At 39.1% G+C, this 26,986-nt stretch carries 23 protein-coding genes; 18 read left to right on the top strand and 5 right to left on the bottom strand.

Annotated features, from left to right (window positions below; all coding sequences use genetic code 11):
* The first annotated feature begins 131 nt into the window (after positions 1-131).
* The 3 genes from CEQ21_RS08640 to CEQ21_RS08630 all read left to right on the top strand — a co-directional run bounded on the left by CEQ21_RS08640 (position 132) and on the right by CEQ21_RS08630 (position 4,356).
* Positions 132-1,541, top strand: coding sequence for a glycoside hydrolase family 1 protein (locus CEQ21_RS08640; RefSeq protein WP_185764265.1), 1,410 nt, complete (start codon positions 132-134; stop codon positions 1,539-1,541).
* 76 nt (positions 1,542-1,617) lie between these two features.
* Positions 1,618-2,319: a GntR family transcriptional regulator gene (locus tag CEQ21_RS08635; protein ID WP_185764264.1), complete on the top strand. Its 702-nt coding sequence runs from the start codon at positions 1,618-1,620 to the stop codon at positions 2,317-2,319.
* Between the two features lie 885 nt (positions 2,320-3,204).
* Positions 3,205-4,356 (top strand): M20 family metallopeptidase, encoded by a 1,152-nt coding sequence (locus CEQ21_RS08630; RefSeq protein WP_185764263.1) that lies wholly within the window; start codon positions 3,205-3,207, stop codon positions 4,354-4,356.
* Between the two features lie 40 nt (positions 4,357-4,396).
* Here CEQ21_RS08630 and rpe read toward each other — a convergent pair whose 3' ends face one another.
* The 3 genes from rpe to pepT form a co-directional block, all read right to left on the bottom strand.
* Positions 4,397-5,044 carry a ribulose-phosphate 3-epimerase gene (gene rpe, locus CEQ21_RS08625; RefSeq protein WP_185764262.1) on the bottom strand — a complete coding sequence of 216 codons (648 nt, stop codon included), beginning with the start codon at positions 5,042-5,044 and terminating at the stop codon, positions 4,397-4,399.
* A 219-nt stretch (positions 5,045-5,263) separates the two neighbouring features.
* Positions 5,264-5,734 (bottom strand): hypothetical protein, encoded by a 471-nt coding sequence (locus CEQ21_RS08620; protein WP_185764261.1) that lies wholly within the window; start codon positions 5,732-5,734, stop codon positions 5,264-5,266.
* Positions 5,735-5,916: 182 nt separating this feature from the next.
* Positions 5,917-7,146: a peptidase T gene (gene pepT, locus CEQ21_RS08615; protein WP_185764260.1), complete on the bottom strand. Its 1,230-nt coding sequence runs from the start codon at positions 7,144-7,146 to the stop codon at positions 5,917-5,919.
* 177 nt (positions 7,147-7,323) lie between these two features.
* On the opposite strand from pepT, the gene CEQ21_RS08610 reads away from it, so the two are divergent.
* The 12 genes from CEQ21_RS08610 (at position 7,324) to isdG (ending at position 19,589) form a co-directional block, all read left to right on the top strand.
* A complete protein-coding gene (locus tag CEQ21_RS08610; protein WP_185764259.1) occupies positions 7,324-7,923 on the top strand; it encodes a thioredoxin fold domain-containing protein in 600 nt (199 codons plus the stop codon).
* A 237-nt stretch (positions 7,924-8,160) separates the two neighbouring features.
* Positions 8,161-8,817 (top strand): heme uptake protein IsdC, encoded by a 657-nt coding sequence (gene isdC, locus CEQ21_RS08605; RefSeq protein ID WP_185764258.1) that lies wholly within the window; start codon positions 8,161-8,163, stop codon positions 8,815-8,817.
* Between the two features lie 56 nt (positions 8,818-8,873).
* Positions 8,874-9,332 (top strand): NEAT domain-containing protein, encoded by a 459-nt coding sequence (locus tag CEQ21_RS08600; protein ID WP_185764257.1) that lies wholly within the window; start codon positions 8,874-8,876, stop codon positions 9,330-9,332.
* A gap of 87 nt (positions 9,333-9,419) precedes the next feature.
* Positions 9,420-12,995, top strand: coding sequence for an NEAT domain-containing protein (locus tag CEQ21_RS08595; RefSeq protein ID WP_185764256.1), 3,576 nt, complete (start codon positions 9,420-9,422; stop codon positions 12,993-12,995).
* Between the two features lie 104 nt (positions 12,996-13,099).
* Positions 13,100-13,981 (top strand): heme ABC transporter substrate-binding protein IsdE, encoded by an 882-nt coding sequence (gene isdE, locus CEQ21_RS08590; RefSeq protein WP_185764255.1) that lies wholly within the window; start codon positions 13,100-13,102, stop codon positions 13,979-13,981.
* Between the two features lie 17 nt (positions 13,982-13,998).
* Positions 13,999-14,982: a FecCD family ABC transporter permease gene (locus tag CEQ21_RS08585; RefSeq protein ID WP_185764254.1), complete on the top strand. Its 984-nt coding sequence runs from the start codon at positions 13,999-14,001 to the stop codon at positions 14,980-14,982.
* Positions 14,972-15,739, top strand: a complete 768-nt coding sequence (locus CEQ21_RS08580) for an ABC transporter ATP-binding protein (protein WP_185764253.1) — start codon at positions 14,972-14,974, stop codon at positions 15,737-15,739. Before CEQ21_RS08585 ends, CEQ21_RS08580 begins: the two co-directional genes overlap by 11 nt.
* A gap of 15 nt (positions 15,740-15,754) precedes the next feature.
* Entirely contained in the window at positions 15,755-16,510 is a 756-nt protein-coding gene (srtB, locus tag CEQ21_RS08575) for a class B sortase (protein WP_185764252.1), read from the top strand.
* Positions 16,511-16,518: 8 nt separating this feature from the next.
* Positions 16,519-17,469: an ABC transporter substrate-binding protein gene (locus CEQ21_RS08570; protein ID WP_235907227.1), complete on the top strand. Its 951-nt coding sequence runs from the start codon at positions 16,519-16,521 to the stop codon at positions 17,467-17,469.
* A 2-nt stretch (positions 17,470-17,471) separates the two neighbouring features.
* Entirely contained in the window at positions 17,472-18,470 is a 999-nt protein-coding gene (locus tag CEQ21_RS08565) for a FecCD family ABC transporter permease (RefSeq protein ID WP_419181584.1), read from the top strand.
* Positions 18,470-19,243, top strand: a complete 774-nt coding sequence (locus CEQ21_RS08560) for an ABC transporter ATP-binding protein (protein WP_185764251.1) — start codon at positions 18,470-18,472, stop codon at positions 19,241-19,243. Before CEQ21_RS08565 ends, CEQ21_RS08560 begins: the two co-directional genes overlap by 1 nt.
* A 13-nt stretch (positions 19,244-19,256) precedes the next feature.
* Complete coding sequence (gene isdG / locus CEQ21_RS08555) at positions 19,257-19,589, top strand: heme oxygenase (RefSeq protein WP_144452107.1); 333 nt, start codon at positions 19,257-19,259, stop codon at positions 19,587-19,589.
* Positions 19,590-19,643: 54 nt separating this feature from the next.
* Here the strand turns inward: isdG and CEQ21_RS08550 are convergent, their stop codons facing one another.
* Positions 19,644-20,498, bottom strand: a complete 855-nt coding sequence (locus tag CEQ21_RS08550) for an STAS domain-containing protein (protein WP_235907226.1) — start codon at positions 20,496-20,498, stop codon at positions 19,644-19,646.
* 233 nt (positions 20,499-20,731) lie between these two features.
* Here CEQ21_RS08550 and CEQ21_RS08545 point away from each other — a divergent pair, with 233 nt between their 5' ends.
* Together CEQ21_RS08545 and CEQ21_RS08540 are read left to right on the top strand one after the other, a co-directional pair.
* Positions 20,732-21,613 (top strand): helix-turn-helix domain-containing protein, encoded by an 882-nt coding sequence (locus CEQ21_RS08545; RefSeq protein ID WP_185764250.1) that lies wholly within the window; start codon positions 20,732-20,734, stop codon positions 21,611-21,613.
* Positions 21,614-21,724: 111 nt separating this feature from the next.
* Positions 21,725-23,002 (top strand): glycoside hydrolase family 27 protein, encoded by a 1,278-nt coding sequence (locus CEQ21_RS08540; protein WP_185764249.1) that lies wholly within the window; start codon positions 21,725-21,727, stop codon positions 23,000-23,002.
* Between the two features lie 43 nt (positions 23,003-23,045).
* Here the strand turns inward: CEQ21_RS08540 and CEQ21_RS08535 are convergent, their stop codons facing one another.
* Positions 23,046-24,161 (bottom strand): GntR family transcriptional regulator, encoded by a 1,116-nt coding sequence (locus CEQ21_RS08535; RefSeq protein ID WP_328593469.1) that lies wholly within the window; start codon positions 24,159-24,161, stop codon positions 23,046-23,048.
* Between the two features lie 363 nt (positions 24,162-24,524).
* On the opposite strand from CEQ21_RS08535, the gene CEQ21_RS08530 reads away from it, so the two are divergent.
* The gene (locus CEQ21_RS08530) at positions 24,525-26,765 is read left to right on the top strand and encodes a glycoside hydrolase family 127 protein (protein ID WP_185764247.1); all 2,241 of its coding nucleotides are present in this window, start codon (positions 24,525-24,527) and stop codon (positions 26,763-26,765) included.
* Positions 26,766-26,986 lie beyond the last annotated feature (221 nt).

Raw genomic sequence — 26,986 nt, 5'->3', positions numbered from 1 at the left:
GACAGTTTTCGCAGAAAAATAAAGCGTTTACAAAACAATAGAAAGCGTTTACTATATAGTTGTACCAATAAATCAAAGAAGTTCTAACAAATAAGTGATACTTGCTAACATTGATAATGGAGGTTCCATATATGAAATTCCCTAAAGATTTTTTATTCGGCGCAGCATCTGCATCTTACCAAGTGGAAGGTGCATGGAATGAAGATGGCAAAGGTGTGACTAACTGGGATGTTTTCTCGAAGATGCCGGGAAAAACATTTGAAGGAACAAATGGCGATGTTGCTGTAGATCATTACCATCGCTATAAAGAGGATGTACGATTAATGGCTGAGATGGGCTTAGAATCTTATCGCTTTTCTATATCTTGGGCTCGCATCATTCCAGATGGAGATGGCGAAATCAATGAAAAAGGAATTCAATTTTATAATAATTTAATAGATGAATGCTTAAAGTACGGCATTGTTCCATTTGTGACACTCTACCATTGGGATCTGCCATTGCCGTTAGAGGAGGATGGCAGCTGGACAAACAAACGCACGTCAAAAGCGTTTGCTAAGTATGCTGAAGTTTGCTATAAAGCATTTGGGGACAGAGTCAAACATTGGATTACATTTAATGAAACCATTGTCTTTTGTACATTAGGGTATTTAAATGGCGCTCATCCGCCAGGTTTAATAAACGCACATAAAGAATATTTCCAAGCAACACACAATGTGTTCCTTGCACATGCCATGGCTGTGAAGAAGTATAAAGAGCTCAAACAATACGGAGAAATCGGGATTACGCATGTTTTTAATCCTGCATTCAGTGTCGACGGAAACGAGGACAACCTGTTTGCTGCCAAGCATGCCAACTACTACCAAACATATTGGTATTACGATCCTATCCTTAAAGGGGAATATCCGAAATACGTATTAGCAGCATTAAATGAAAAAGGCTTAACACCAGATTGGACTGATGAGGAGCTTCAGCTTTTACAGGAAACTGCTGGGATGAATGATTTCATTGGGCTTAACTATTATCAACCGGCTCGTGTTGAAAGGATTCAAGGAGGCACAGAAGCCATTGAGATCAGTCGTGATAACTCAACAGGCAGACCGGGGAACCCATCCTTTGACGGTGTATACCGGACGGTGATGATGGAGGATAAAGTATATACAAAATGGGGCTGGGAAATCTCTGCAGAAGGATTCCTTGAAGGACTGCGCATGATCAAGGAAAGATATGGTGATGTAAAGCTGTACATCACGGAGAATGGACTTGGTGACGAGGATCCTGTCATTGAGGATGAAATAATGGATGTTCCAAGGATAAAATATATTGAGGAGCATTTAAAAGCCGTAAAAACAGCAATCGGCGAAGGCATTAACCTAAAAGGCTATTATGCCTGGTCTGTTATCGATTTACTAAGCTGGTTGAATGGTTATAAAAAGCAATATGGCTTTATTTATGTTGATCATCATAATAATCTGGCAAGAAAGAAAAAGCTGTCCTTCCACTGGTACAAGCAAATTATTGAAACAAGAGGAGAAGAGCTTTAAGAGTATAAGGAAAAGCGGGTATACTTCAAGAATGTTAGAGGTATACCCCTCTTTATTTGAAAGGGAGGGAATTTGAGTGACAGTTAAATATCAGATGGTCGCAAGTGTTTTGGAGCATGATATTCTCCAAGGGAGATTCCAAGCAAATGAGAAGCTTCCGACTGAGGAGGAATTAATGCGGACATTTCAGGTGAGCAGGAACACGATAAGACGAGCGTTAAATATATTGGCAGATCAAGGCTATGTCTATCAAGTTCAAGGGAGCGGACTTTTCCTGAGGGAATTTTCCCGGCCTGGCTGTATAACGATCCGCAAAATGCAGGGACTTACAAAAGAATTGGCAGGACATGAAATGAACAGCCAAATTATTGACATGTCTTTAATAAAGGCGGATGAAGATTTGGCTAAAAAGATGAAATGTGCACCAGGTGATTCCCTCTACTTCATAAAAAGACTTCGCTTCGTTAATGGTGAGCCCCTTGTTCTGGAAGAAGCTTACTATAATAAAACGGTAGTGCCCTACCTAAATGCAGAAATAGCCGAAACGTCGATCTATCGTTATATAACAGACGATTTAAAGCTAAAGGTGGGGTTTGCTGATAAGCTTATTTACTGTGACAAACTCTCAAAAGAAGATGGAGATCATTTGAAATTGGCAGAAGGTGACCCTGCGTTAATTATTGAAAATACGGTATTTTTAAACACAGGCGTTGTTTTTAATGTATCATTAGAGAAGTATAATTATTCGTCAGCAAAATTGCTGGCACTGACCTTCTAGACTGCTTTATTATGCGGTCTTTTTTATTAGGAATTTTATTTTAATGCGGTGCCTGTTATTGACAAGAATATTTCGGGTCCCTATACTAAATGTTATTAGTGTTAATTTTTCTAAATAATCTGTAAATTTGCAGTGGGTTATGTGGCAGCATCAAGTTAAGGATATTGCAATTTAACTGTTAATTTATGCTGATCAATGTACGGCAGAAGTTTGAACACATAATGGAATAAATAAATGCTTTTTATACATAGCGATAACAGGTATCAAAGTGTATACAATCACCAGATGGGAGTAGCACAGTTGTTGGTATAAACTGCAATGAAGATGGGAATCAAAAGTTTTTTGCAAAGGAAAATAACTAGGAGTCAGAGCCAAACATATTTTCTCCAGATGGATGCTATTAAAACTATGTTTTGCACTCACCGTCAGCAGGATACTTTCATATTAAATGCAGGGAAACAAGCGAGGTATTCTTACTTGATGGAGATTGTCATCCCCATAATTTTGCTTCAATCCTATTCCTTATAAACCCTTCTAATGTAAAGATAATAATGAACAATAAAATGGCATATAGAGGAAATAGCCCTGTCTCCAAACGGAATCAAGCTTGCATATACTATTAATGACAAGGAGTTTCAATGCATACTTCATCATACAAACAGAAGAATCAACGATTACCTGTTGTTACAAAATCTTGATCAAGGTAATTGTTAACTGCTGTCTGCGCTATAAAAAACAGGAAACAAGCTGTTGAGTATCGTAATAAAAACAACCTAAAAGTAGAACAACCAATATTATTGCATAAAAACACAGTTAAATTCTTTGTATCATCTGCAAGGGACTTTATAGAATAAGCTGTTAGATAATTCAGGGGGGAACACCGAAATGGAGGACTATTTAAGAGAAAGGGAAAAGGAAATGATTGAGCTGCTCGAGGAACTAGTTAATATTGACAGTGGCAGCTATGTAAAAAAAGGGGTAGACCAAATAGCAGCAATCCTCGAGGGTAAGTTTACAGAGGCTGGATTTGTGTCGACAATAAAAAAGGAAAAGAAAACGGGGAATAATGTTGTGCTGCGCCATCAGGATGCAAAAGATCCTAAGATTATTATTGTTGCGCATATGGATACTGTTTTTCCAGAAGGAACGGTAGAAAAACGCCCCTTCCGCATAGAAGGAAACAGAGCATATGGACCTGGTGTTGTAGACATGAAGGGCAGTCTTGTGTCTGTCCTGTATGCGATAAAAGCCTTAGCACTGGTTAATGCTTCCGCAATCAGAAATGTGGAAATTGTCCTAAATAGTGATGAAGAAATTGGGTCATCTAACTCAAGGAAGCTTATTGAACAAACAGCACGAAACAAGGATTATGCTTTAATTGTAGAACCAGGAAGAAAGGATGGGTCGATTGTGTCTGCCAGAAAAGGCGGCGGACGTTACACGATTAAGGTGAAGGGGACCTCTGCCCATGCAGGAGTGGAGCATGAAAAAGGCCGAAGTGCAATTGAAGAGCTTGCATACAAAACAATTAAACTTCAAAAATTAACAAAATATCAAGAAGGCATAACAGTAAACGTTGGAATGATAGAGGGTGGAACCTCTATTAATACAGTTGCATCCTCTGCCGTAGCTGGTGTTGATGTTCGTCTCGTAAAAATGGATCAAGCACCAATAATTGATAAGCAAATTAGAGAAATATGTGCTGTCTCTGATGTGGAAGGAACAGAAATCGAAGTGAAAGGAAGCATCAGCAGACCGCCAATGGAAAAAAACAGTCAATCTATTCAACTATTAAAGATTATCAAGGAAGCTGGGAAAGAGCTTGGCATTGAAGTGAAGGATACATTTACAGGCGGAGGATCTGACGGCGCATTTACAAGCTCAATGGGAATTCCGACGATAGATGGAATGGGACCTGTAGGTGGAAATGCCCATAGTGAAGAAGAATATTTAGAACTAAATACATTTGTTGAACGAACATTGCTGCTAGCAACCGTCTTAACAAAATTAACGGCAAAAGTAAAAATGACAGCATAAAAGAGTAAAAAGCGAATCATAATTGATTCGCTTTTTTTGCTTATTCTCCACGAACAGCCTTGATTGCCTTCGCTCTATCTTCACTGTCATAAATAAAGGAACCGGCAACAAGAACATTAGCTCCAGCCTCTTTGCAAAGCATGGCAGTTTGCTCATTAACGCCACCATCGACTTCAATTTCCAAGCCTGGATTGAACTGATCAGCCAGTTTGCGTACCTCTGTAATTTTTGGCAATACACTTGGAATGAATGCTTGTCCGCCAAAGCCAGGGTTAACAGTCATAAGCAGGACCATTTCGACATCTTCAATTACATGCTTAATCATTTCCACAGGTGTGCTTGGATTAAGGACAACACCTGGCTTAACACCATGCTCTTTTATAAGCTGAAGTGTACGGTGAAGATGCGGACATGCCTCTGCATGAACGGTAATAATATCTGCACCAGCTTTAGCAAATGCTGGAATGTATTGGTCAGGGTTTTCAATCATGAGATGGACATCCAAAGGAAGTGTTGTAATCGGTCTAATTGCACTCACAATTAATGGTCCAATAGTGATATTTGGAACAAAATGGCCGTCCATCACATCCACATGGATATAATCGGCTCCGCCTCGCTCTACATCTTTTATTTCTTCTCCCAGTTTTGCAAAATCAGCTGAAAGAATGGATGGTGCTATTTTAACCATAAATAATTGCCTCCAACATATGTAGTGTAATACAGCAAGCTTTCCAGTTATGTCACATCCATAAAGAAAATGGCAATAAAAGCTTCAAATCTTTTCCTAAAAAAATTATAACAGAGCATCCAAGAAAATTGAAGTATACCGAATGCGGTGCCGAGTTAAAGATATGAGAAAAGACCCAATCTTTTAACTGCAGCACAAAGATTGGGTCTTTTTAATTAATTAGATTGATTGTTCGATTGATTTTTGAATTTCCTCTGTTGAATTCAAGTAGCCATCTGAAATACATTGAACAAGAAGCTCTTTGTTTTTGTATTGTTCAGGCTTGTTTTTATTATAATAATAACGGACAGCTTCCTCTTCTTTAAAGAACGCTTTGCCGATTTTTAGTAAAGCAGTGACTGGTAGAGTTGTAAAGGATGGAGTGCTTGTGTCTGCAACTACTTTTTCTTCCGTAGTTGGTTGAACTTTTTTCTCCGCTACCTGAACTTTTTCAGCAGCCGCTGGTGTTTGTCCATCAAATTGGAATTCTTGAACAACTTTATTAATCAAGCTCTCTTGGGACACAAGCTGCTTTAAAAGTTTTTTCTTAACGCGCTTCTTTTTGGACTGCAATCCAAAAGTCTGCAAAATATGTTGCTGCAGTTCAGTATTTTCAGCTAAATCTTCATGTGTTTTGTAAATCGAATTCATTGCTTAACTCCTTTTTTTCGCTTCTATCTATTTGTCTATCATATACGAACAATAATTTGAGCACTTGTACTATTATATACTAATCTAAGAAAAGTACAAAATATGTTTAGGGTAACGAAATAAAAAGCAGGTGACAAAGTGAAAAAAAGAGGCGCTACCGTTAAATAGCGCCTCCTTTTAGCTTATGCTTTTTCCTCGAACAATCTGACAATCTCGACGATAGTATCAGTCGCTTTTATCATGTTGTCAACCGAGATATATTCAAATTTACCGTGGAAGTTTTCTCCGCCAGTGAATATATTCGGTGTTGGTAGTCCCATATAAGATAATTGGGAGCCGTCTGTTCCACCTCGGATAGGCTCAACAATCGGCTTAATTCCAAGGTTTTCCATTGCTTGATAGGCAATATCAACAATTTCCTTAACAGGTTCTATTTTCTCACGCATATTGTAGTATTGATCGCTTAAATGAAGAACGACTGTGTTTTCTCCGTATTTTTCGTTCAAATCAGCAACAATGGCAGTCAAGTTTGCTTTTTTCTGTTCAAATAACTCTCTGTCAAAATCGCGAATGATATAGGCTAGTTTTGTTTGCTCCACATCGCCTTCAAATGAAAGCAGGTGATAAAAGCCTTCATAGCCTGAAGTTTTTTCAGGCGCCTCTTCAGATGGCAGCTTGTTTTGCAGCTCCATTGCTATTTTCATGGAATTAACCATTTTTCCTTTTGCGGTACCAGGATGGACATTTGTACCATTAACTGTAATTTTCGCTCCTGCAGCATGAAAGCTTTCGTATTGCAGCTCACCAAGAGGACCGCCATCGACTGTATAAGCAAAGTCAGCTTGGAATGCCTTTACATCAAACTTATGGGGCCCTCTTCCAATTTCTTCATCTGGTGTAAATGCGACTCTGATTTTGCCATGCTTTATGTCTGATTTTTTTAAGGCAATAAGGGCAGTCATAATTTCTGTAATCCCTGCTTTATTGTCAGCACCTAGTAGAGTCGTTCCATCTGTAGTTATTAACGTATGACTGTTGTATTTTGTCAGCTCTGGAAAATCTGCCGGTGATAATACGATATGTAAGTCTTGATTAAGGACAATGTCTCCGCCATCATAATGGTCCACAACTTGAGGATGGACATTTTTTCCTGTGAAATCAGTAGCAGTGTCCAAATGAGCTAAAAAGCCGATTGTTGGCACTTTCTTGTCCGTATTAGCCGGAAGTGTTGCCATAACATAGCCATTTTCGTCTATTGTTACTTCTTCCATGCCAATTTCCTTTAATTCCTCCACAAGCTGGTTTGCTAGTGTCAGCTGTCCTGGTGTGGAAGGGCATGCGGTATTTTCCTCGTTCGATTGTGTATCAATAACAGCATAAGAAATAAATCGATCAATAATAGCGCTTTTCATTTTGCCATCTCCTTCTTAGAAATCTAATATGATTTTACCATATAATATTTCGCCCGTCTGAATTTTGCAAAACAGAAGTAACGAATTGTCACAATAATGTCAGATTTTCTTGCCTTCCTGCTGTTTGAAAGGCTTGTATATCCGCTAAAATAAGAATAAACGAAAGGAGAAACAAAGATGAATAACAAGGTAAAATGGGTGCTTTTCACTGTAGTTTTCCTTATTGTTGCTGGCGGAATTATTATTCCAGTATTAAGCAAATCCAGTGAAGAGACGATACATAACATTAAACAAATAAAAGCAACGGAAACCTTCTCACAAAAGGACAATGGATATATCGTATATTTTTGGCAAGCTGGCTGCTCCTACTGTCAGCAATTAGAAAAATCGGTTTTGGAATACAACAAGGCAGGCGAGGTTCCTTTGTATATTGTTGACATGAGTGATAAGGAAAATGCGGCTAGCTGGTATGATTGGGAAAATCACCACAAAAAATGGGACAAGGTGATTGGAAGAATGGAGAACGGACAAGAAATTATCAATGACGAAATTGATATGACTGAATTGATAAATGATAAGACGGTTTCTTGGTCTATTCAAACAGGAGATGATAATAAGCTGATTGCAGTCCATCAGACTCCGTTTGAAAACAAATCTCCCCAATCAGCTGCTGAACTTGAAATAACGGGGACGCCAACGATGATTAAGATCGAGAATGGAAGACTCTCCAGCTATAGTATGGGCGTACAGGAGTCTGCAAAATTGCTGGGAAAATGACAGTTTTCTTGTGAAAAAAGCAGTTGCGATAAAGGCAATTGCTTTTTTTTATGAGTCCAATTATCAACTAAATGAGAATAATATTATCTAATTGAGAAAAAACTCATTGACAATGAGAATCACTATCATTTAATATGAACCTAGGCAGGTTGTGCCTAACACAAATACAGGAAGAGGTGAATGGTAAACGCTAACTTACGCTTTATCCATATAACTATATAGAGGGGATGTATATACTTGCTTAAACAGAACGTTGCAATAAAAATAGTTGCAATATTAGCAATTTTTACGCTTTTGTCTGTTGGTGCCAGTAACAAAACATTGGCTGCATCACTTGCAGATGGCGAGTATTCCATCAACTATTCTGTTTTGCGTGCAGATAGTGATTCAGCCTCCATGGCGGATGGATACTTTAAAAAGCCGGCAAAATTAATTGTCGAAAATGGTGTTCATAAAGTACAAGTAGGAATTTCCACATCTGCTATCACAGAATTTAAAGTAGGTGGCGCAAATGTCACTGAAATTAGTAAAAGTGGTGAATCTAGTGTGGTTCAATTTAATGTGAGCTCACTAAATAGTCCAACGGCTGGAGAAATTCATGTTATTGTCGAAGACCAGAATTATGACCATTGGTATACTATTAGGTTTGACTTTGATGAAAGCACGGCAAATGCTCTTTCTTCACAAACAACCTCAACAGCTTCAGATGCAACGAATACAACCTCAGATACAGAAACAGCTGCAAGCTCAACAGCAAAGGAAACAACAACAGAAAAAGTTGAAAATCCGAGAACTTCTGACATGTCAGATATCACTATCTATACAGTTTTAATGATAGTTTCCGTCGGTATCATTGTAATCTCTATTGTAAACAGAAAAAAACTAGCTAAATAGTTTCTGTTATGGAAGTGAAATAGCTACATATTCTACTAAAAAAGGAGAAATAAATTATGAAGACAGCAAACATTGCTCTTGCGTTTCTTGTAACAATCTTTTCCGTTGGTAGTACAGTAATTCCTTTGGATAACAAAGCTTATGCTGCAGAGTCTAGCAGCAGTTCGGTTATTGCAGATGGTGAATATAGCATTGGCTATACTATCTTGCATGCAACAAATAATGAAGCTTCCATGGCAGACCAATATTATACAAAGCCTGCAAAACTAATCGTACAGAACGGACAGGCTAAAGTTCAGGTTGAATACAGCAATTTAATTACAGAGTTTAAAGTAAATGGCATTACTGCAACAAAGATAAGTGAAAGTGGCGGCAAAACTACTGCTGAGTTTTCTGTTGCTAATCTTGAGGCGTTGACAGGTGCTCAAATTCATGTCCAAGTGCCAGTAATTAATTATGATCATTGGTATACAGTGAGATTTGACTTTGATACAGCTACATTGGTTAAGAAATAGTAAATAGAGATTAATATGTGAATCTGTATCATCACAAGGTTTCTCAGGACTTGAATATATTCTACTTAAAAGGAGAAAAAGACAAGAATGAAGGCTGCAAAGATTGCTCTTGCGTTTCTAGTAATACTCTTTTCCGTCGTAAGTACAGTGATTCCTTCGAATAACAGTGCTTATGCTGCTGAGTTGAACAGCAGTTCAGTAGTAGCAGATGGGGAATATAGTGTAGGCTATACAATTTTGCATGCAACAAATAATGAAGCCTCAATGGCAGACCAGTACTATACAAAGCCTGGAAAACTAATCATTAAGGATGGGCAGGCTAAAGTTCAGGTTGAATACAGTAATTATATTACTGAGTTTAAGGTAAACGGTACTCCCACAACAAAATTAAGTGAAGCTGGCGGCAAAATCACAGCAGAATTTCCTGTTGCTGATTTGGACGGATTAACTGAAGCTGAAATTCATGTTGAAGTACCTGCTATAAGTTATGATCACTGGTATACAGTAAGATTTGACTTTGATACTGATTCATTGCCGGTTCAAACACCAAGTGAAGAAGCAGAAGAGCCAACAACGACACCAGAAACATCAGGTGAAGAAGCAGAAGAACCTGCAACAACTCCGGAAACACCAGGTGAAGAAGCAGAAGAACCTGCAACAACACCAGAAACACCAGGTGAAGAAGCAGAAGAACCTGCAACAACACCAGAAACACCAAGTGAAGAGGCAGAAGAGCCTGTAACAACACCGGAAACACCAAGTGAAGAGGCAGAAGAGCCTGTAACAACACCGGAAACACCAAGTGAAGAAGCAGGAGAGGAAACGCCTGCTCAACCACAAGACGAAATCGTTTATGAAGACGGTGAATATGACGTCGACTATACGGTTTTGCATGGAACTGCTGAAGAAAAATCGATAGCAGATAACTACTTTACAAAACCAAGTAAAGTAATAGTTAAAGATGGAATTGCTACTGTTCAAACAGAATATAGCAGCTTAATTACGGAATTTACTGTAGAAGGTAAAGCTCCAGAAATTATCAGCAATGATGGTACAAAAACAGTTGCAGAGTTTTCAGTAGCATCATTAAATGGCATCACAGAAGCACAAATACATGTTGAGATACCAGCAATCAATTATGATCATTGGTACACAGTAAGATTTGATTTCAACACAGATAACTTGCCTGTTGTCGAAGAAAAAGAGCCTTTAGCAGATGGCCATTACACAATCGACTATCAGGTTTGGAAAGAAAAAACAGATGAAGCCTCCAGCATGGGCAATTATTTATCAAAGCCAGCTGAACTTATTGTTGAAAACGGCAAAAGCTATATCCAGCTTAACCTGTCCTCCAGCAACTTTGTAACAGGCTTTAAAACAGAGATTAACGGACAATATGTAGATGCAGAAGTCATTTCACAAGACGATGAAGCAAAAACAAAAGTGCTCCGTTTTGAAGTAGAAAACTTAAGCGATAACACAAATATCCAGTTAGCGATGTCATATGGAATGAACCATGTTGTCAGAATGGTATTTGATGAAGCTTCAGTCGCTGTTAAAGAGCAGGAAGAGACTCCAGAGCCAACACCAGGTGAAGGAGAAGAAGAGCCATTAGCAGATGGCCATTACACAATCGACTATAAGGTATGGAAAGAAAACGCAGATGAAGCTTCCAGCATGGGCAATTACTTATCAAAGCCAGCTAAGCTTATTGTTGAAAACGGTAAAAGCTATATCCAGCTTAACCTATCTTCCAGCAACTTTGTAACAGGCTTTAAAACAGAAGTGAACGGGCAATACGTGGATGCAGAAGTCATTTCACAAGACGATGAAGCAAAAACAAAAGTGCTCCGTTTTGAAGTAGAAAACTTAAACGATACAACAAATATCCAGTTAGCGATGTCGTATGGAATGAACCATGTTGTCAGAATGGTTTTTGATGAAAGTACTATAACTGTAAGTGAGCCAGAAGAAACTCCAGAACCGACTCCAGGTGAAGGAGAAGAAGAGCCGCTAGCAGATGGTCTATACACAATCGACTATCTGGTTTGGAAAGAAAACGCAGATGAAGCTTCCAGCATGGGCAATTACCTATCAAAGCCAGCTAAGCTTATTGTTGAAAACGGCAAAAGCTATATCCAGCTTAACCTGTCTTCCAGCAATTTTGTGACAGGCTTTAAAACAGAGGTAAATGGGCAGTATGTAGATGCTGACGTTATCTCACAAGATGCTGCAGCCAATACAAAAGTGCTTCGCTTTGAAGTAGAAAACGTAAATGATGTAAAGAATATCCAGTTAGCAATGTCATATGGAATGAACCATATCGTCAGAATGGTATTTGATGAAGGTTCTATTGCTGTTGATGTACCAGAAGAAAATCCAGGTACAACACCAGGTGAAGGCGAAGGAGAAAATCCAGGCACGACACCAGGTGAAGGCGAAGGAGAAAATCCAGGTACAACACCAGGTGAAGGCGAAGGAGAAAATCCAGGCACAACACCAGGTGAAGGCGAAGGAGAAAATCCAGGCACAACACCAGATGAAGAACAGGGTGCAAATTCTGAATTTGTGGATGGTAAGTATGACCTGCAATACAGCATTCTGCATGCATTGCAAAACGAAAAATCTATGGCAGATCAATACTTTACTAAGCCTGGTAAAGTAACATTGAAAAATGGCAATGCCACTGTTCAAGTTGAATTTAGCGACTATATTACAGAATTTAAGCTTAACGGTAAAGACGCTAAAATTGTCAGCCAAAGTGCTGGAAAAACAATTGTAGAATTTGCTGTTGCTGATTTGAGTGGTTTAACTACTGCTGAAATTCATGTTGAAGTACCGGCAATTGGCTATGATCATTGGTATACGGTTCGTTTTGACTATGATACTAGCAATCTACCAACAAAATCCGGAGGTAATGACAACACTGGCGGCGGTAACGAAGAAGAAAATGGCTCTGAAAATGAAGAGGAAGAAAAACCAGCTGAAGAAACTCCAGGAAATGTAGATGAAGATACAAATGACCAAGATGATAAAGGTGAAAATGCAGTCTTAAAAAATGGAGAATACACAGTTGACTATTCTGTATTACATGCAAGTAAAAATGAAAAGTCAATGGCAGATTCTTATTTCGTTAAGCCTGGTAAATTAATCGTGAAGGATGGCAAAGTAGTTGCCCGCCTGACAATTAAAACAGACTTTATCACTGAATTCCTTGTTGGATCTAAAGCTGTGAAGGTAATAAGCGAATCTGGAGATTCTAAAGTAGTAGAATTCCCTGTTGCTGATTTAGCTAGTCCAACTGTTGGCAATATTCATGTTGTTATTCCAGAGTTGAATTATGATCACTGGTACGAAATTCGTTTCTTATTTGATGTTTCAGATCTTCCAGTAGCAGGAATTGAAAATGACTTTGATCAAATCAATCCTGAAGATACGAATACAACTACACCAGATGAAACAACAAACAATAACAGTGAAGACAATCTTGAGTATAACCGGGATGGAGATACAAACAGTGAACAGACAAACTCGTCTGCAGAAGCAAGCGGAAAAGTAGTAAATGCTAAAACTGCAGACACAGCGCAAATAGGATTATATCTTCTATTATTGCTGTCATCCATTGCTGTTCTTATCAGAAAATACCGGACTCGAACACTATAAAAAAACTGTTCTGCGAGATGGAAGAAATTCTATCTCGTAGAACTGTCTTTGTGTATATGGAGAATATAGTAAAAAAATTCCTGCTGGAAAACAGGAGGGGAAAAATGAAATATGTAAAAGCATGGTTATTTTTAAGTATATGTCTTTTGCTTGTTAGCTGCTCTGCACAAAAGAGTGAAGTGAAAAGCAGTAAGCCTGCAGAAACTGATACAGAACAGACCGTTGTGGCAACAACATTAGCTGTTGCTGAAATCATGGATAAGCTTGAAGTGGATTTAGCAGGTGTGCCAACAACACAGTATACACTTCCAGAAAGATATAAAGATGTGGTAGAAGTAGGAAATCCGATGAGCCCTGATATGGAAATCATCAAATCTCTTAAGCCGACAGAGGTACTATCTGTCACGACATTGGAATATGACTTAAGCGAAAAGTTTGAGAGCATGAAAATTCCAGCATCCTTTGTGAATTTGGAAAGCGTCGATAATATGATTCAGTCTATAAATGAGCTTGGAGCAAAATATGATCGAGCTGATAATGCCAAGACGCTGGTTGACTCCATTGAATCAAAGGTTAATGAAATCAAGGATGAAACAAAGGACAAGGAGCAGCCAGTTGTTCTAATATTGCTCGGTGTCCCTGGTGCAAGCTATCTTGTTGCGACTGAAAATTCGTATGTCGGCAATTTAGTGGAAGTAATGGGTGGGAAAAATGCTGTGGAGGGTCAGGCGGCAGAATACATATCAGCAAATACAGAGTTTCTGCAGCAAACCAATCCAGATATTATTTTACGTTTATCACATGGTGTGCCAGACCAAGTCGCCAAAGAATTTGATAAGGAATTTGCAGAAAATGATATTTGGAAGCATTTTAACGCAGTGAAAAACGGAAAAGTGTACGACTTGGAAGAGCCGATTTTCGCTACAACTGCTAATTTAAACATCACCCAAGCATTAGATCAGCTTATGGAAATGATGTATGAGTAGCGTAAAGGAAGAGATGCATGAATAAGAAAATCATTAGTTTTATTGTTGTAATTGTAGCACTTGTTGGCGTGACCGTTTATTCGGCTGCAAAGGGCAGTATTTCTGTAAGCATGATGACATTGGTGGATGGAGTACTTCACCGTAATAGTGAAGAAGTAAATGTCATTATCGACCTCAGATTCCCGAGGATTATCGTTTCCATCCTCACAGGTGCAATTTTGGCTGTGTCAGGTGTGCTGTTTCAGTCAGTTATGAGAAATCCGTTAGCAGATGCCGGGATCATGGGTATTTCAGCTGGCGCAAGCTTTTTTACCTTATTTGGACTGTTGTTTTTACCTTCGTTGTTTATCAGCAGTACGCTGTTTGCCTTCTTAGGAGGAGCGGTATCTTGCTGTATTATTTACATGCTTTCGTGGAAATCCGGCTTGAAGCCTTTACGAGTTATCCTGACAGGGATAGCAGTGAGCGCTATGTTTACAGGATTAAGAGAAGCCTTAGTTAATATTTGTGCTTATTTCAATGTAACAGTGGGCGCATCCAATGCCTCAAATTTAACCATGAAAACATGGGAGGATGTTGAGTTGATTGTGCCATTAGGATTGCTTGGAATAATCTTGGCATTTTTAGTAAGCCCATGGTGTAACATGCTGAAATTACAAGATAAGAAGGTTGTCCAGCTAGGAGTGAATATCCAGCTAGTCCGAATTCTTATTTCTGTTATTGCTGTTTTTCTCGCAGCTGTTGCAACATCTATTGCCGGAATTATAGTCTTTGCCGGGTTAATAATCCCTCATATTTCAAGACAGCTAGTCGGAACAAATCACCATATTTTAATACCCTTTTCCGCATTAGCAGGCGCCTTTTTAATTTTGACTGCCGATACTTTCGGAAGGCTGTTGATTGCACCATTGGAAATACCAGCTTCAACGATAATGGCAGTAATCGGCGGACCATTTTTGATCTTTTTGTTGAGAAAGGGGGATAAATTAAATGGAGTTTAAAGAGCTCTCCTTCTCTTATGATGACAAAGCTTTTATGGAAAGTTTGGAAGGAAAGATAGAACACAATAAAATAACAACTATAATTGGACCAAATGGCTGCGGCAAATCAACATTATTATCTCTTCTGGCAAGAGGTCAAAAACACTCCGCTGGTTCGATTACACTTGATGGGAAGGATATTTATTCCTATAAACAGAAGGACTTTGCCAGAAAAATTGCCATGGTAAACCAGACAAACCATATCTCAGAGGATATGACTGTTGTGGAGCTAATCCAATTTGGGAGAATACCTTACAAAAAAATCTGGAAACAGGAAAATGATGATGATAAAGATGCCATTGAGTGGGCATTAGAATGTACGAAACTGCAAAACTACAAGGATACTCCTGTAAGTGCATTATCAGGGGGGCAAAGACAGCGAGTCTGGATTGCTTTAGCACTTGCCCAAAAAACAGAAATCTTGTTTTTAGATGAACCAACAACGTACTTGGATATTTATCATCAACTAGAGCTGCTTTCCTTAATTAAAGAGTTAAATCAAGTACATGGCATTACCATTGTTATGGTTCTCCATGACATGAATCAGGCTCTGCGCTATTCAGACATGGTCATTGTGATGAAGGCTGGAGCAATAAAGGCTTATGGACCGCCGGAGCAAGTTATTACACAGGAAAAAATTAAGGAAATATATGATGTCCATATTGCCGTTAATGAGGATGACAAAACAGGCTTATACATCGTTCCATTGAGCATTTAAGAAAGGAGATAAGTAATGAGAGCAAAGCTAATGATTCAAAGAATAATAACCATCACGGCAATAATAGTCTTTGTTTACTCAGCCTATAAACTTGTTCCTCCTTTGTATGATTATTATACAAACAGAAAAGTGTTGGAAACGGTGCAGGAAATCTATAAGCCAACTCAAAACGTGGACAACGGCAATAAGGAAACAACTATCCGATCCTCTTTTGATCCATTGCTGAAAATCAATCAAGATATGGTCGGCTGGATAACAGTTGATGACACAAAAATAAATTATCCTATCCTACAATCCTCTGATAATGAGTTTTACTTGACCCGAAATTATAAAAAAGAAGAAACGCGAGCCGGCAGTATTTTTCTGGATTATCGAAATGATAAGAAACTCGAAAACAATAAAAATACCATTATCTATGGACATAGAATGAAGGATGGTAGTATGTTCAGCGGTTTAAAAAAATATTTAGATAAAGCATTTTTTGAAAAGCACAAAACAATTCACTTAGATTCTTTATATGAAGGCTATGAGCTAGAAGTTTTTTCTGTTTATCAAACAACAACCGATTTTTATTATATTGAAACGGAATTTTCTTCAGATAATGAATATCTCGATTTTGTTGATTTGCTAGAGGAGAAATCCTTATATGATGCAGATATGGATATTAAGCCAGAGGATTCCATTGTTACATTATCAACCTGTGATTATGCCATTGATTCACTTGAAGGAAGGCTGGTTGTCCATGCGAAGCTAGTAAAAAGAGGGAGTTGAGGCACATCTTGTTTAACAAAGGCTTAGGAAAAACAATGATATTGATGAGTATGGCGCTGCTGCTTGCTGCTTGCAGCAAGCCTACAGGAGAAGCAGCAGAATCAACTGCTGGGTCTATTGCTATAACGGACTTTGCCGAACGTACGGTGACATTTTCTAAAGCACCGGAGAACATTGCTGCATTAGGAAGCGGCGATGTTGATTTAATGCATGCGTTCGGTAAAGAGGTAGTTGGAAAACCGACACTTTCCGATGATGGTCAGCTTGCTGAAATGGCAAAGGATGCGGAGGAAATTGGCACAACACATGAAGTGAATTATGAAAAAATCGCTTTGCTGCAGCCAGATGTTGTGATAGCAAATGTTGGCTTTAATCAGGAGGATGTTCCGACAATAGAAGGACTCGGAACAAAGGTAATTCTGACAGAAGCAAATTCTATCAGTGATATTAAAAAGCAAATTAATCTTTACGGAGAAATGCTGCAAGAGACAGACAAAGCTGCCCAATTAATGGAGGAACTGGATGCTGAGTTAAAGGCTGCTGCTTCCGAGCTTGAGGATAAGGGTAAACGTGTTCTGCTTGTTTACGGAGCTCCTGGAACGTATATGGCAGCATTGCCCAATTCATTAAGCGGTGATTTTTTAGCAGCAGCAGGAGGGGTTAATGTAGCAAGTGATTATCCTGCATTAGAAAAATTTCCACAATATGCGCAAATAAATACAGAGAGAGTTGTAGAGGCGAATCCTGATGCCGTTCTCTTAATTACGCATGGTGATGCAGAAGAAATTAAGCAAGGCTTTTTAAAAGAAATGAAGCAAAATGCAGCTTGGACTTCATTGGATGCTGTAAAAAATGACAGAGTTGAAGTTTTGCCAAGCGATTTGTTTGGCACAAATCCAGGTACAAGAGCAGTAGATGCTGTTCAATACTTGGTTGAATTGTTAAATCATTTGGAGTGAGCATGTTGGAATATGTAGAAAGAAAGAAAAAACGGATAACAGTCCTTGTTAGTCTCCTGCTATTGCTGCTTCTTGCGATATATGCAGGCATTTCATTTGGAGCTGTTTCTGTCTCCTTTAAAGAAATATGGGCTACTCTTGTATCTAGCGGTGAGGGTACGTATGAAAAAATCGTCTATAACCTTCGTCTGCCAAGAGTTATTGTGGGACTTTGTGTTGGTGCATGCCTTGCTGCATCAGGAGCCTTGCTGCAGGGAGTGATGAGAAATCCTTTGGCGGATCCAGGTATTATCGGTGTCTCCTCTGGCGGAGGATTATTCGCTATCGTTACAATGGTTATTTTCCCTCAATACAGCTATTTATTGCCATTTATTGCTTTTATCGGTGCATTTCTAACAACAGTATTGATTTATTTGTTCGCATGGGATAAAGGGGCATCACCAGTGAAAATCATCCTGGCAGGTGTTGCGATGAATGCTGTGCTAGGTGCCATTATGAATGGAGTAATGGTGCTGTACAGCGACAGAGTACAATCCGTAATTGGCTGGTTGTCAGGCGGACTTAATGGAAGAAGCTGGTATCATGTCGAAATTATTTTGCCATATACCATTATTATGCTGCTGTTAAGCTTACTTGCGATTAAACCTGTCAATATTCTGATACTAGGAGATGACTCTGCTAAGCTACTTGGACAAAATGTTGAACTGATTCGCATGCTGATTATACTGCTAGCCTCTTTTTTAGCAGGTATAGCAGTCAGTGTTGCAGGTTTAATTGGATTTGTCGGACTCGTTGTCCCGCATATCATCCGTCTTCTGATCGGAGAGGATTATCGATTTTTGCTGCCTTTTTCGATTATTGGCGGTGCTGCACTCGTTGTCATTGCAGATACGGCAGCACGCAGTCTATTCGATCCAATTGAATTGCCTGTCGGTATTTTGCTGGCAGCCCTTGGTGGTCCTTTCTTTATCATTCTGCTGCGTAGAAGGAGGATGGTGTAATGGCAGTGTTAAAATCAGAGGAATTGCGATTCAGTCAAGGAAGATTCCAGCTTGATGATATTAACATTGAATTTCCAGAGGGGAAAATGACCGCAATTGTTGGACCAAATGGATCGGGGAAATCTACCCTCTTGAAATTGTTTGCACGTCTGTTAAAAGCTGATAATGGCTTGGTGACATTAGACAATCAGCCTATTCATAAATATAAAAGAAAAGAGTATTCCCAAAAAATAGCGATGCTTCCGCAAGCAAAAGAGGTGCTGCCAAGCATTACAGTGAAGGAACTCGTCGGCTATGGAAGGGTGCCTTTTCAACGGCTTACAGGTGCTGCATCTGAAGAAGATAAAGAGATTATTGCGTGGGCAATAACAGAAACTGGGTTAGAGCATATGGCAGATCGAATGGTGGGCCATTTGTCAGGCGGCGAATTGCAAAGAGCAAGAATTGCTATGGCATTAGCCCAAAAAACGACTGTTTTATTGCTTGATGAACCAACTACTTTCTTAGACATTACACATCAGCTAGAACTAATGAAAATTCTTTCTAGAATCAATAAAACCTATCAGATTACCGTCATTATGGTGCTTCATGAGCTTCAATATGCAGGCGCATACAGTGACAATCTTATTGTAATGAAGCGTGGCGAAATATATCAAACAGGAAAGCCTCAAGCAATTTTGACTGCGCAGTTACTGAAAGAAGTATATGAAATTGATGCATTGATTAAGTTTGAGAACAATTATCCAATCATTATCCCAAAATATGAAAATTAGAGGAGGAAACAAAATGTATATTGTAACTAACACTGTTAAAGTTAAAGAAGGATTTGCGGAAGGATTCATTGAGAGATTTAATAGAATTGGAAAAATCGAAGAAAAAGCAGGTTTTATTGGATTAGAAGTATTGCTGACTGCTGGAACAACAGATTATGAGGAAATAACTATTGTCACAAGATGGGAAAATAAAGAAGGCTTTCTAGGATGGGTAGGAAGTGAGGAGTTTAAAGAATCACACGCACACAGAGGCGGCGTTCCAGAATTCATTATCGAAAACAAAACAACAAAATATGAAGTGAAGGTGCAAAGAAAACCGATTATTAAAGAGGTTGCCGGCAGCTAATCTTAGAGTGAAAGTAATAGAAAAGGCATCCATTCAGGATGCCTTTTCTATTGATTAAGAGGGCTCTGACACTCTTCTCAATCCAATGCTGGCAAGCGCTGTATGTAAGTTGGCACATGTTGTTACCTTGCTGAAATCGATTCCTAACGTAATAATAGTTTGGGCAATTTCCGGCCGAATTCCGGATATAATCGATTTGACACCAATCAGGTCAAGAGCTTGAACGACCTTGAATAAATTATCGGCTACCATAGTATCGACGATAGGGACACCAGAGATATCCAATATTAAATATTCGACCTTTAATCGGGCAGATTCCTCTAACGCCACTTCCAATATAAGCTGGGAGCGATCTGTATCAATTTGACCGATAAGCGGAATAATCGCCGTTTCTTTTGCGACGGGTACAACAGGAACAGATAATTCCTCTAAAGCAGAATAGGCAATTTTCATTAATCGGCTGCTGTTTTCCTCGTAAACTTTACCAATAATAACACTGATTTCATCAAGCAAAGGATCGATTATTTTTCCAACATCAAGCATTGTTATGGCTGCAAAGGATTTTTCCTCCAACTCAACAGTGAACACATTCCAGATAATATTTCGATAAATAGTAAGCGACCGTAATGCTGCTGAAAGTGGTACATAGTTTTTTACGAAGCTGCCTCCAGCTTCTCTTGCCCAGTTGTCCAGCTCATTCGTTTGTTTCTTTTCATTATTCTTTAATGCTTCACCCATGATAGTAAACAGTTTGGCACTCCAGTGAGTAAATTTTTCTTCACCAATTCTTTCAAAGCCTTCCATATTTTCTCCTTGAAAAAATTGCTGTAGTAGATCATTCATATTAACAGCCAAAATTTGCTGGCTTTTTATAACTTTATTGCCAATATACATTAATTCGTCTTTCAAAAGTATCAACTCCAATTTTTAATTTTTTCTTCGTCATAGTATTTCTTTATTATACTCCTCTAGAATAGAGGCAGTAAGTGTCGAAGTTCCTCATCTGCTATCACTTTTGTAAACGCTTTAAAAAGTGTAGCCGAAGAGGTGGTAATGTTGTATGATTATAGAAAAAAAGCCTAACAAAGGAAACGGCGCTGCTAAAATATTTAAGCGCTTACATAACTTGTGAAGGAGCACATATGACAAATAACAAACAAGAAGTCTATGGTTTTCGATTTCTAGATACATTGAATCAATCGTTCTACCAGCTTTTTGCAGTAGGGAACCAAGTCATTTCAAAGGAGTCGTACCATTGGAACGGCTTAACTCGCAAGGATGGACCACTATATTTATTTCAATATACGCTCTCAGGCTGCGGTTATATAGAAGTGGATGGAACACTTCATAAATTAGAGAAAGGAACAGGCTTTATGGTGGAGATACCAAGCAACCACCGTTATTACTTTTTAGAAGGCAATACTGATTGGGAGGTTCTATTTATCATGTTTCGGCCGACAAATATTGAAGCGGAATGGCGCCATGCAGTAACTAGTCTTGGTCAGGTCTTTGCGATGCCAGAAGACAGTTCGCCAATCCGATTATTAAAAAGTGTTTTTGCTAGTGCAGCGAAAAATCATATAACTGACGGGTTTAGAGCTTCTGCCATTGTTTATGAGTTTGTTATGGAATTGTTCAGGCATCATGTTTCAGCAAAAAAAGAAAAACTCTCATGGCCTGATTCCATTGCCGAAGCAGCTTCGTACATCGAGGCAACATATCAATCACTGCAAAGTCTTGAAGAGATAGCAGCTAAAGTTAATCTCTCAAAATATTACTTTACAAGATTATACAAAAAAACAACCGGGTACACTCCGATTGAGTATTTAACAAAGGTAAGGATGGAGGAGGCAATAAGGCTGTTGCGAGATTCTGATATGACAATGGAGGCAATTGCGCAAGAACTGGGCTACTCGACAGGAAGTTACTTTATCAAGGTTTTCCATCAATGGATTGGAATTTCACCTGGTGAATTCCGCTTAGCGACAGAGCATGCCTATTTACATCAATTGAAATTGGATTAAAACAGCAATATATTACATAAATGAGCAAAAAGTTATCGTAGATGCCAATGCTTTGTTTCATTTAAGATTAGCCTATAGAATGACTATCTGTCGTGAAAGGTGTGAAGTTAAATGAATCATCATCGGTTTGCCCAGACTCCTCCATTAGGATGGAATAGCTGGGATTGTTATGGCGCATCAGTAACAGAAGAGGAAGTCAAAGGGAACGCTGAATATATGGCAAAGCATTTAAAGGATTTTGGATGGCAATATATTGTTGTGGATATCCAATGGTATGAGCCTGGCGCCAATTCCTCTCAGTATCGACCTTTTGTAGAACTGGAGATGGATGAGTATTCGCGGCTTATTCCTGCAGTAAACAGATTTCCTTCTTCAGCGGAAGGAAAAGGTTTTAAACCGCTTTCTGATTATGTCCATAGCCTTGGATTGAAGTTCGGTATCCATATTATGAGGGGAATTCCGAGGCAAGCAGTCCATCAAAATACAGGCATCTTAGACTCTGACCATACTGCCCGCGACATTGCTCATGCAAATTCAATCTGTCCATGGAATACAGATATGTATGGGGTAGATGCAAGTGTATCTGGTGCTGAGGCGTATTATGATTCTTTATTTAAGCTGTATGCCGAATGGGGTGTTGACTACATAAAGGTTGATGATATTGCAGCATCAAAGCTTTATACTACACATGTTGACGAAATTAAGCTGATAAGAAAGGCAATCGATAAGTGTGGAAGAGACATGGTGTTAAGTCTGTCTCCAGGTCCTGCACCGCTTGAGTTTGCTGATGTTTTGCAGGATAATGCAAATATGTGGCGAATGACAGACGATTATTGGGATCAGTGGCAGCTTTTATACGATATGTTTGAGAGATGTGAGAAATGGAGTGGGCTTTCGGGTCCAGGATATTGGCCTGATTGTGATATGCTGCCATTAGGACATATTGGCATTCGCTCTGTTGATGGAGGCGGTGCAGATCGGTGGACAAGGTTCACAAAGGAAGAACAGGTGACAATGATGACATTATGGTCCGTGTTTCGCTCGCCCCTTATGTTTGGCGGAGAGCTGCGGGACAATGACAGCTGGACACTATCATTACTAACAAACGAAGATATCCTTGAATTAAACCAAACTGGCACAGATAGCAGACTAATATTTAGAGATGGCGATAAAGTGGCTTGGACAGCCAAAGGACCTAATAAAGCTGTCTATGTAGCATTATTTAATATAGGAGAAGCTGAATGCGATGTAGAAGTGCAGTTGCAAGACATCGGACTGACAAAAATAATGACAGCTAACGATGTATGGGAAAAGGAATCCGTCCATATAAAGGATACTGTTAAAGCAAAGCTTGCTCCACACAGCAGCAAGCTTTATAAAATAACATAAAAAAAAGCTGAACCACTCATTGGTTCAGCCTTTTCTTTATTAGTTACTGCTTCGTGACAGCCACAGAAGCAGTGGACTCTCTAACTACAATTTCTGGTTCATAGACAATTGAGGGAGCTGGCTTGCTTTTCTTTTCGACTGCGGCAACAATCCATTTCGCCGCTTCCTCACCCATTTTCATTTTAGGATGAGTGATGGAGGTCAGCTTGACTTCTGAAGCCTCTGTTAAAAAGGAATCATCAAAGCCTAAGATCGAAATATCATTTGGTATAGATAATCCCATCGTCCGTAGAATGCTTATTGCTTTTATGGCGAGCTGATCATTATAGCAGACGATTGCAGTCGGTCTGTCTTCTTTGTGAAGAATTTCCTGCAATGCTTCTAGCGATTTGTCTTGATCTTCTGTTGTGAAGTTAATAATCATATCCTGAAAGAAGGGAACAGCATGATCCTTGAATGCTTGTATAAAGCCCTTCATGCGGTTAACACCTTGTAAATCATCTGTTTTGAAAAGGCCAATAATCCGCTTATGGCCAAGCTTAATTAAATGCTCTGTAGCAATATAACCGCCCTTTTCATCATTAACCATAATGTATGGAGGAGCGAGCTGTGAGTAGTATTGGTTGATCATTAAGTATGGAATTTTATTTTGCTCTAATTCTAAATAGTAATTGATATTAGGATTAAAGTTACTGCTTTTTGTCGGCTCGACGATAAGCCCGTCAATATTGCTAGCGAGCATTGTCTGTAAGCACTGTTTCTCTTTGGCAATGTCATTGTCTGTACAAGCGAAGGTCAATGAATAGCCTTTTGTTGATAAATAGGATTCTATGCCTTTAATGATGGAAGGAAAGATGTAATCAGATATATAAGTGGTAATAACACCAATATTTTTTGTGCGCTTGCCTGCTTGACCAGCAGAGCCCAACCCAGTTTCCGCTTTTCTGTCTGAGCAGAATGTGCCGGCACCTTGCTCCCTGTAAAGCCAGCCTTCGTGAACCAAATCTCCTATTGCCTGGCGAATGGTATGGCGGCTTACTCCAAACATTTTGACAAGCTCATTTTCAGAATGAATTTTCTCCCCGGGTTTTACTTGGCCAGTTGTAATCCATTCAGTAATTTGTTCCTTAACCATGTTGTATTTTGTTTTTTGTGCCACACTATCACCACTTTCTTGTGTTTCCATATCCTTAACTTATACGTACAAAAATAGATATAAAGCTATCGTACCAAAAAAAGCAGGAAAAGACTATCATAAAATTTTTTTTGAATTAGCAGTTCGTACAAAAGAGTTGCTGTAAAGGGAATAGAGTCAGTTTTCTTGTTGAAAAACATAAGAAATTTGACAAAACTTTTATGAGAAACTTAAAAGATGTCTAGATTTGTATAAGGATATTTATTGACATGTACGAACAACTATCATAGACTTTTTAATATAGAATACGCTTACATAAATACAACCATACAATTTCAAAATAAGTACTTTCATTTTATTACTAGTATAGAGAGGAAAGTGAATCTGATGGCAGTTAAAGCTTTTGATTTAAAGCAAGTAAGAATCACAGATGGTCCCTTTAAGCATGCAATGGAACTGAACATGGAGTATCTTCTTCAGCTCGAACCAAATAAGCTATTGGCGAGATATAGAGAATATGCCGGGTTAGAACCAAAAGCGAGCAACTATAATGGCTGGGAGGAGCAAGGTATTTCCGGACATACTTTAGGTCACTATTTATCTGCATGTTCACAAATGGCTGCAGCAACTGGTGACAGCAGATTCATAGACAGGACGGCTTATATTGTCGCGGAGCTGGCGCAATGTCAAGAAGCAGACGGAACGGGATTAATCTCAGGAATTCCAAGAGGTAAGGCGATTTTTCAGGAAGTAAAGGAAGGCGAAATTTATTCCCAAGGCTTCGATTTGAATGGAGGCTGGGTGCCTTTATATACAATGCATAAAGTGTTTGCAGGCTTAAGGGATGCTTATTTGTACACAGGTAATGAGCAGGCTCTTGCGGTTGAAACAAAGCTTGGGCTGTGGCTTGAGGATATGGTAAAGGACCTTTCTGAGGAACAAATGGATGAGTTGCTGAAGTGTGAGTTCGGGGGAATGGCTGAGGTGCTTGCAGATTTAGCTGTACATACAGGTGATAGGCACTTTTTTGCGCTTTCAGAAAGGTTTTATCATAAAGAGGTTCTTGATCCATTAGCAGCCAAAAAGGATGCACTGGCAGGTAAGCATGCCAACACACAAATACCGAAAGTTGTTGCTGCGGCAAGGCAGTATGAGATTTCCGGCAAAGAAACATATAAGGAGATATCCGAGTACTTTTGGAATACGGTTGTTCATGAGCATTCCTATGTGATAGGCGGAAATTCTCTTAATGAGCATTTTGGTGAGGCTGGCAAGCAGAATGAAAGATTAGGTGAAAATACATGTGAAACATGTAATTCGTATAATATGTTGAAACTGACAAAGCATCTTTTCAGATGGAAACCGACTGCTGAGGAGGGAGATTACTATGAAAGGGCGCTTTATAACCACATACTCGCATCCCAGCATCCAGGTGATGGCAGTGTTTGTTATTTCGTTTCCCTCGACATGGGTGGCCATAAAAAGTACAACTCAAAGTTTGACAGCTTTACATGCTGTGTAGGCTCAGGCATGGAAAACCATGCCAGCCATGGAAATGCCATTTATTTTCATGATGACAGCAAGCTTTATATCAATCAATACATTCCTTCACGACTTGAGTGGAAGGAGATGGGAGTTGTTGTTGAGCAAAAGACAGCATACCCGAAAAATGGCAGTATCAGGATAGAAATATCATCCTCTGCAGACAAGGCTTTTACTTTGACGTTAAGGCACCCGTACTGGGCAGAAAAAGGAATGTCCATTTCGGTAAACGGTGAGGATTATCAGCATGAAACCAAACCAGCTAGTTTGATAGAAATAGCTAGGGTTTGGAAAGATGGAGATGTGCTGGAGATTGATATCCCGATGACACTTCGTAAGGAAGCAATCCTTGATAATCCAAATAGGGTTGCGTTTTTGTACGGACCAATTGTTCTAGCTGGTGATTTGGGAGAGATAAGCGATGCCCAAAAGACGAAGGACCTGTTGTTTACACCAGTGCTAGTAGCAGATAATAGTCCGTTGCAGCATATCAGCAAGATAAGTGAAGAGGCTTTTACGCTCGAAGGAATCGGAAATCCAAGAGATGTGGAATTAAAACCGTTTTACTTACTTCATGATAGAAGTGCGACAGTATATTGGGATGTTTTTACGAAAGCTGAGTGGGCTGAAGCAGAGAAATCTTATAAGGAAGCCATTCAAAAGGAGCAGGAGCTTGAAGCAAGAAGCATTGACTTCGTTCAGCCGGGAGAAATGCAGCCGGAAAGAGATCATCAATTTACAGGAGAACATGTCGGGATTGGGACAGTGTCGAATCGAAAGTATCGAGACACATGGCCAAACGGACACTTCAGCTTTGCTCTTAAGGTGTTGCAAGACCAACAAAATAGTTTAATAGTAGCTTATACGAAAAAGGAATGGGAAAGTATGCAAGGCTTTGATGTACTTGCAAATGATACGGTACTTCGGGAGGGTAAACAGGAATGGGAAGAAATGAATCAGTTTGTTTATATTAAATATACGCTTCCTGAAAGTGCTGTAACAGAAGGTAACACACGTATTACCTTCCGTGCGCATGCAGAGAAAAGGGTTCCTAAAGTGTTTGAGCTGCGGACAGTAATGGGTTAAAAAACATACAAGTATAAAATTTTAAAAAAATGAAAAAAAGAGATTGAAATAATCTCCAGAGATGTTAGAATGGCATTAAGGTTATACGTACAAGTTGATGAAGTTATTTTGGTTGTAAGGATGAATTCGGAATCGGTATATGACAGAATAAGCTGATGCTTGTACGTATAAAAATACTAATAAGTGATGTGAATGAAGAAGTAGAGTAATCAACATTCCGA

Origin of the sequence: Niallia circulans (assembly GCF_007273535.1) — a bacterium.
GTDB lineage: Bacteria > Bacillota > Bacilli > Bacillales > Cytobacillaceae > Niallia > Niallia circulans_B.
Note: the sequence above shows the minus strand (reverse complement) of the source record. Positions and strands in the feature narration are given on the sequence as shown.

Excerpts from the sequence above, each read along its gene's own strand:
- CEQ21_RS08560 (WP_185764251.1), top strand. The coding sequence starts at position 18,470 with ATGGCAGTGTTAAAATCAGAGGAATTGCGATTCAGTCAAGGAAGATTC.
- CEQ21_RS08530 (WP_185764247.1), top strand. The coding sequence starts at position 24,525 with ATGGCAGTTAAAGCTTTTGATTTAAAGCAAGTAAGAATCACAGATGGT.
- CEQ21_RS08580 (WP_185764253.1), top strand. The coding sequence starts at position 14,972 with ATGGAGTTTAAAGAGCTCTCCTTCTCTTATGATGACAAAGCTTTTATG.
- isdE (WP_185764255.1), top strand. The coding sequence starts at position 13,100 with ATGAAATATGTAAAAGCATGGTTATTTTTAAGTATATGTCTTTTGCTT.
- CEQ21_RS08565 (WP_419181584.1), top strand. The coding sequence starts at position 17,472 with ATGTTGGAATATGTAGAAAGAAAGAAAAAACGGATAACAGTCCTTGTT.
- CEQ21_RS08595 (WP_185764256.1), top strand. The coding sequence starts at position 9,420 with ATGAAGGCTGCAAAGATTGCTCTTGCGTTTCTAGTAATACTCTTTTCC.
- CEQ21_RS08600 (WP_185764257.1), top strand. The coding sequence starts at position 8,874 with ATGAAGACAGCAAACATTGCTCTTGCGTTTCTTGTAACAATCTTTTCC.
- rpe (WP_185764262.1), bottom strand. The coding sequence starts at position 5,044 with ATGGTTAAAATAGCACCATCCATTCTTTCAGCTGATTTTGCAAAACTG.
- CEQ21_RS08640 (WP_185764265.1), top strand. The coding sequence starts at position 132 with ATGAAATTCCCTAAAGATTTTTTATTCGGCGCAGCATCTGCATCTTAC.
- CEQ21_RS08620 (WP_185764261.1), bottom strand. The coding sequence starts at position 5,734 with ATGAATTCGATTTACAAAACACATGAAGATTTAGCTGAAAATACTGAA.
- isdG (WP_144452107.1), top strand. The coding sequence starts at position 19,257 with ATGTATATTGTAACTAACACTGTTAAAGTTAAAGAAGGATTTGCGGAA.
- CEQ21_RS08630 (WP_185764263.1), top strand. The coding sequence starts at position 3,205 with ATGGAGGACTATTTAAGAGAAAGGGAAAAGGAAATGATTGAGCTGCTC.
- CEQ21_RS08585 (WP_185764254.1), top strand. The coding sequence starts at position 13,999 with ATGAATAAGAAAATCATTAGTTTTATTGTTGTAATTGTAGCACTTGTT.
- CEQ21_RS08540 (WP_185764249.1), top strand. The coding sequence starts at position 21,725 with ATGAATCATCATCGGTTTGCCCAGACTCCTCCATTAGGATGGAATAGC.
- pepT (WP_185764260.1), bottom strand. The coding sequence starts at position 7,146 with ATGAAAAGCGCTATTATTGATCGATTTATTTCTTATGCTGTTATTGAT.
- CEQ21_RS08610 (WP_185764259.1), top strand. The coding sequence starts at position 7,324 with ATGAATAACAAGGTAAAATGGGTGCTTTTCACTGTAGTTTTCCTTATT.
- srtB (WP_185764252.1), top strand. The coding sequence starts at position 15,755 with ATGAGAGCAAAGCTAATGATTCAAAGAATAATAACCATCACGGCAATA.
- CEQ21_RS08545 (WP_185764250.1), top strand. The coding sequence starts at position 20,732 with ATGACAAATAACAAACAAGAAGTCTATGGTTTTCGATTTCTAGATACA.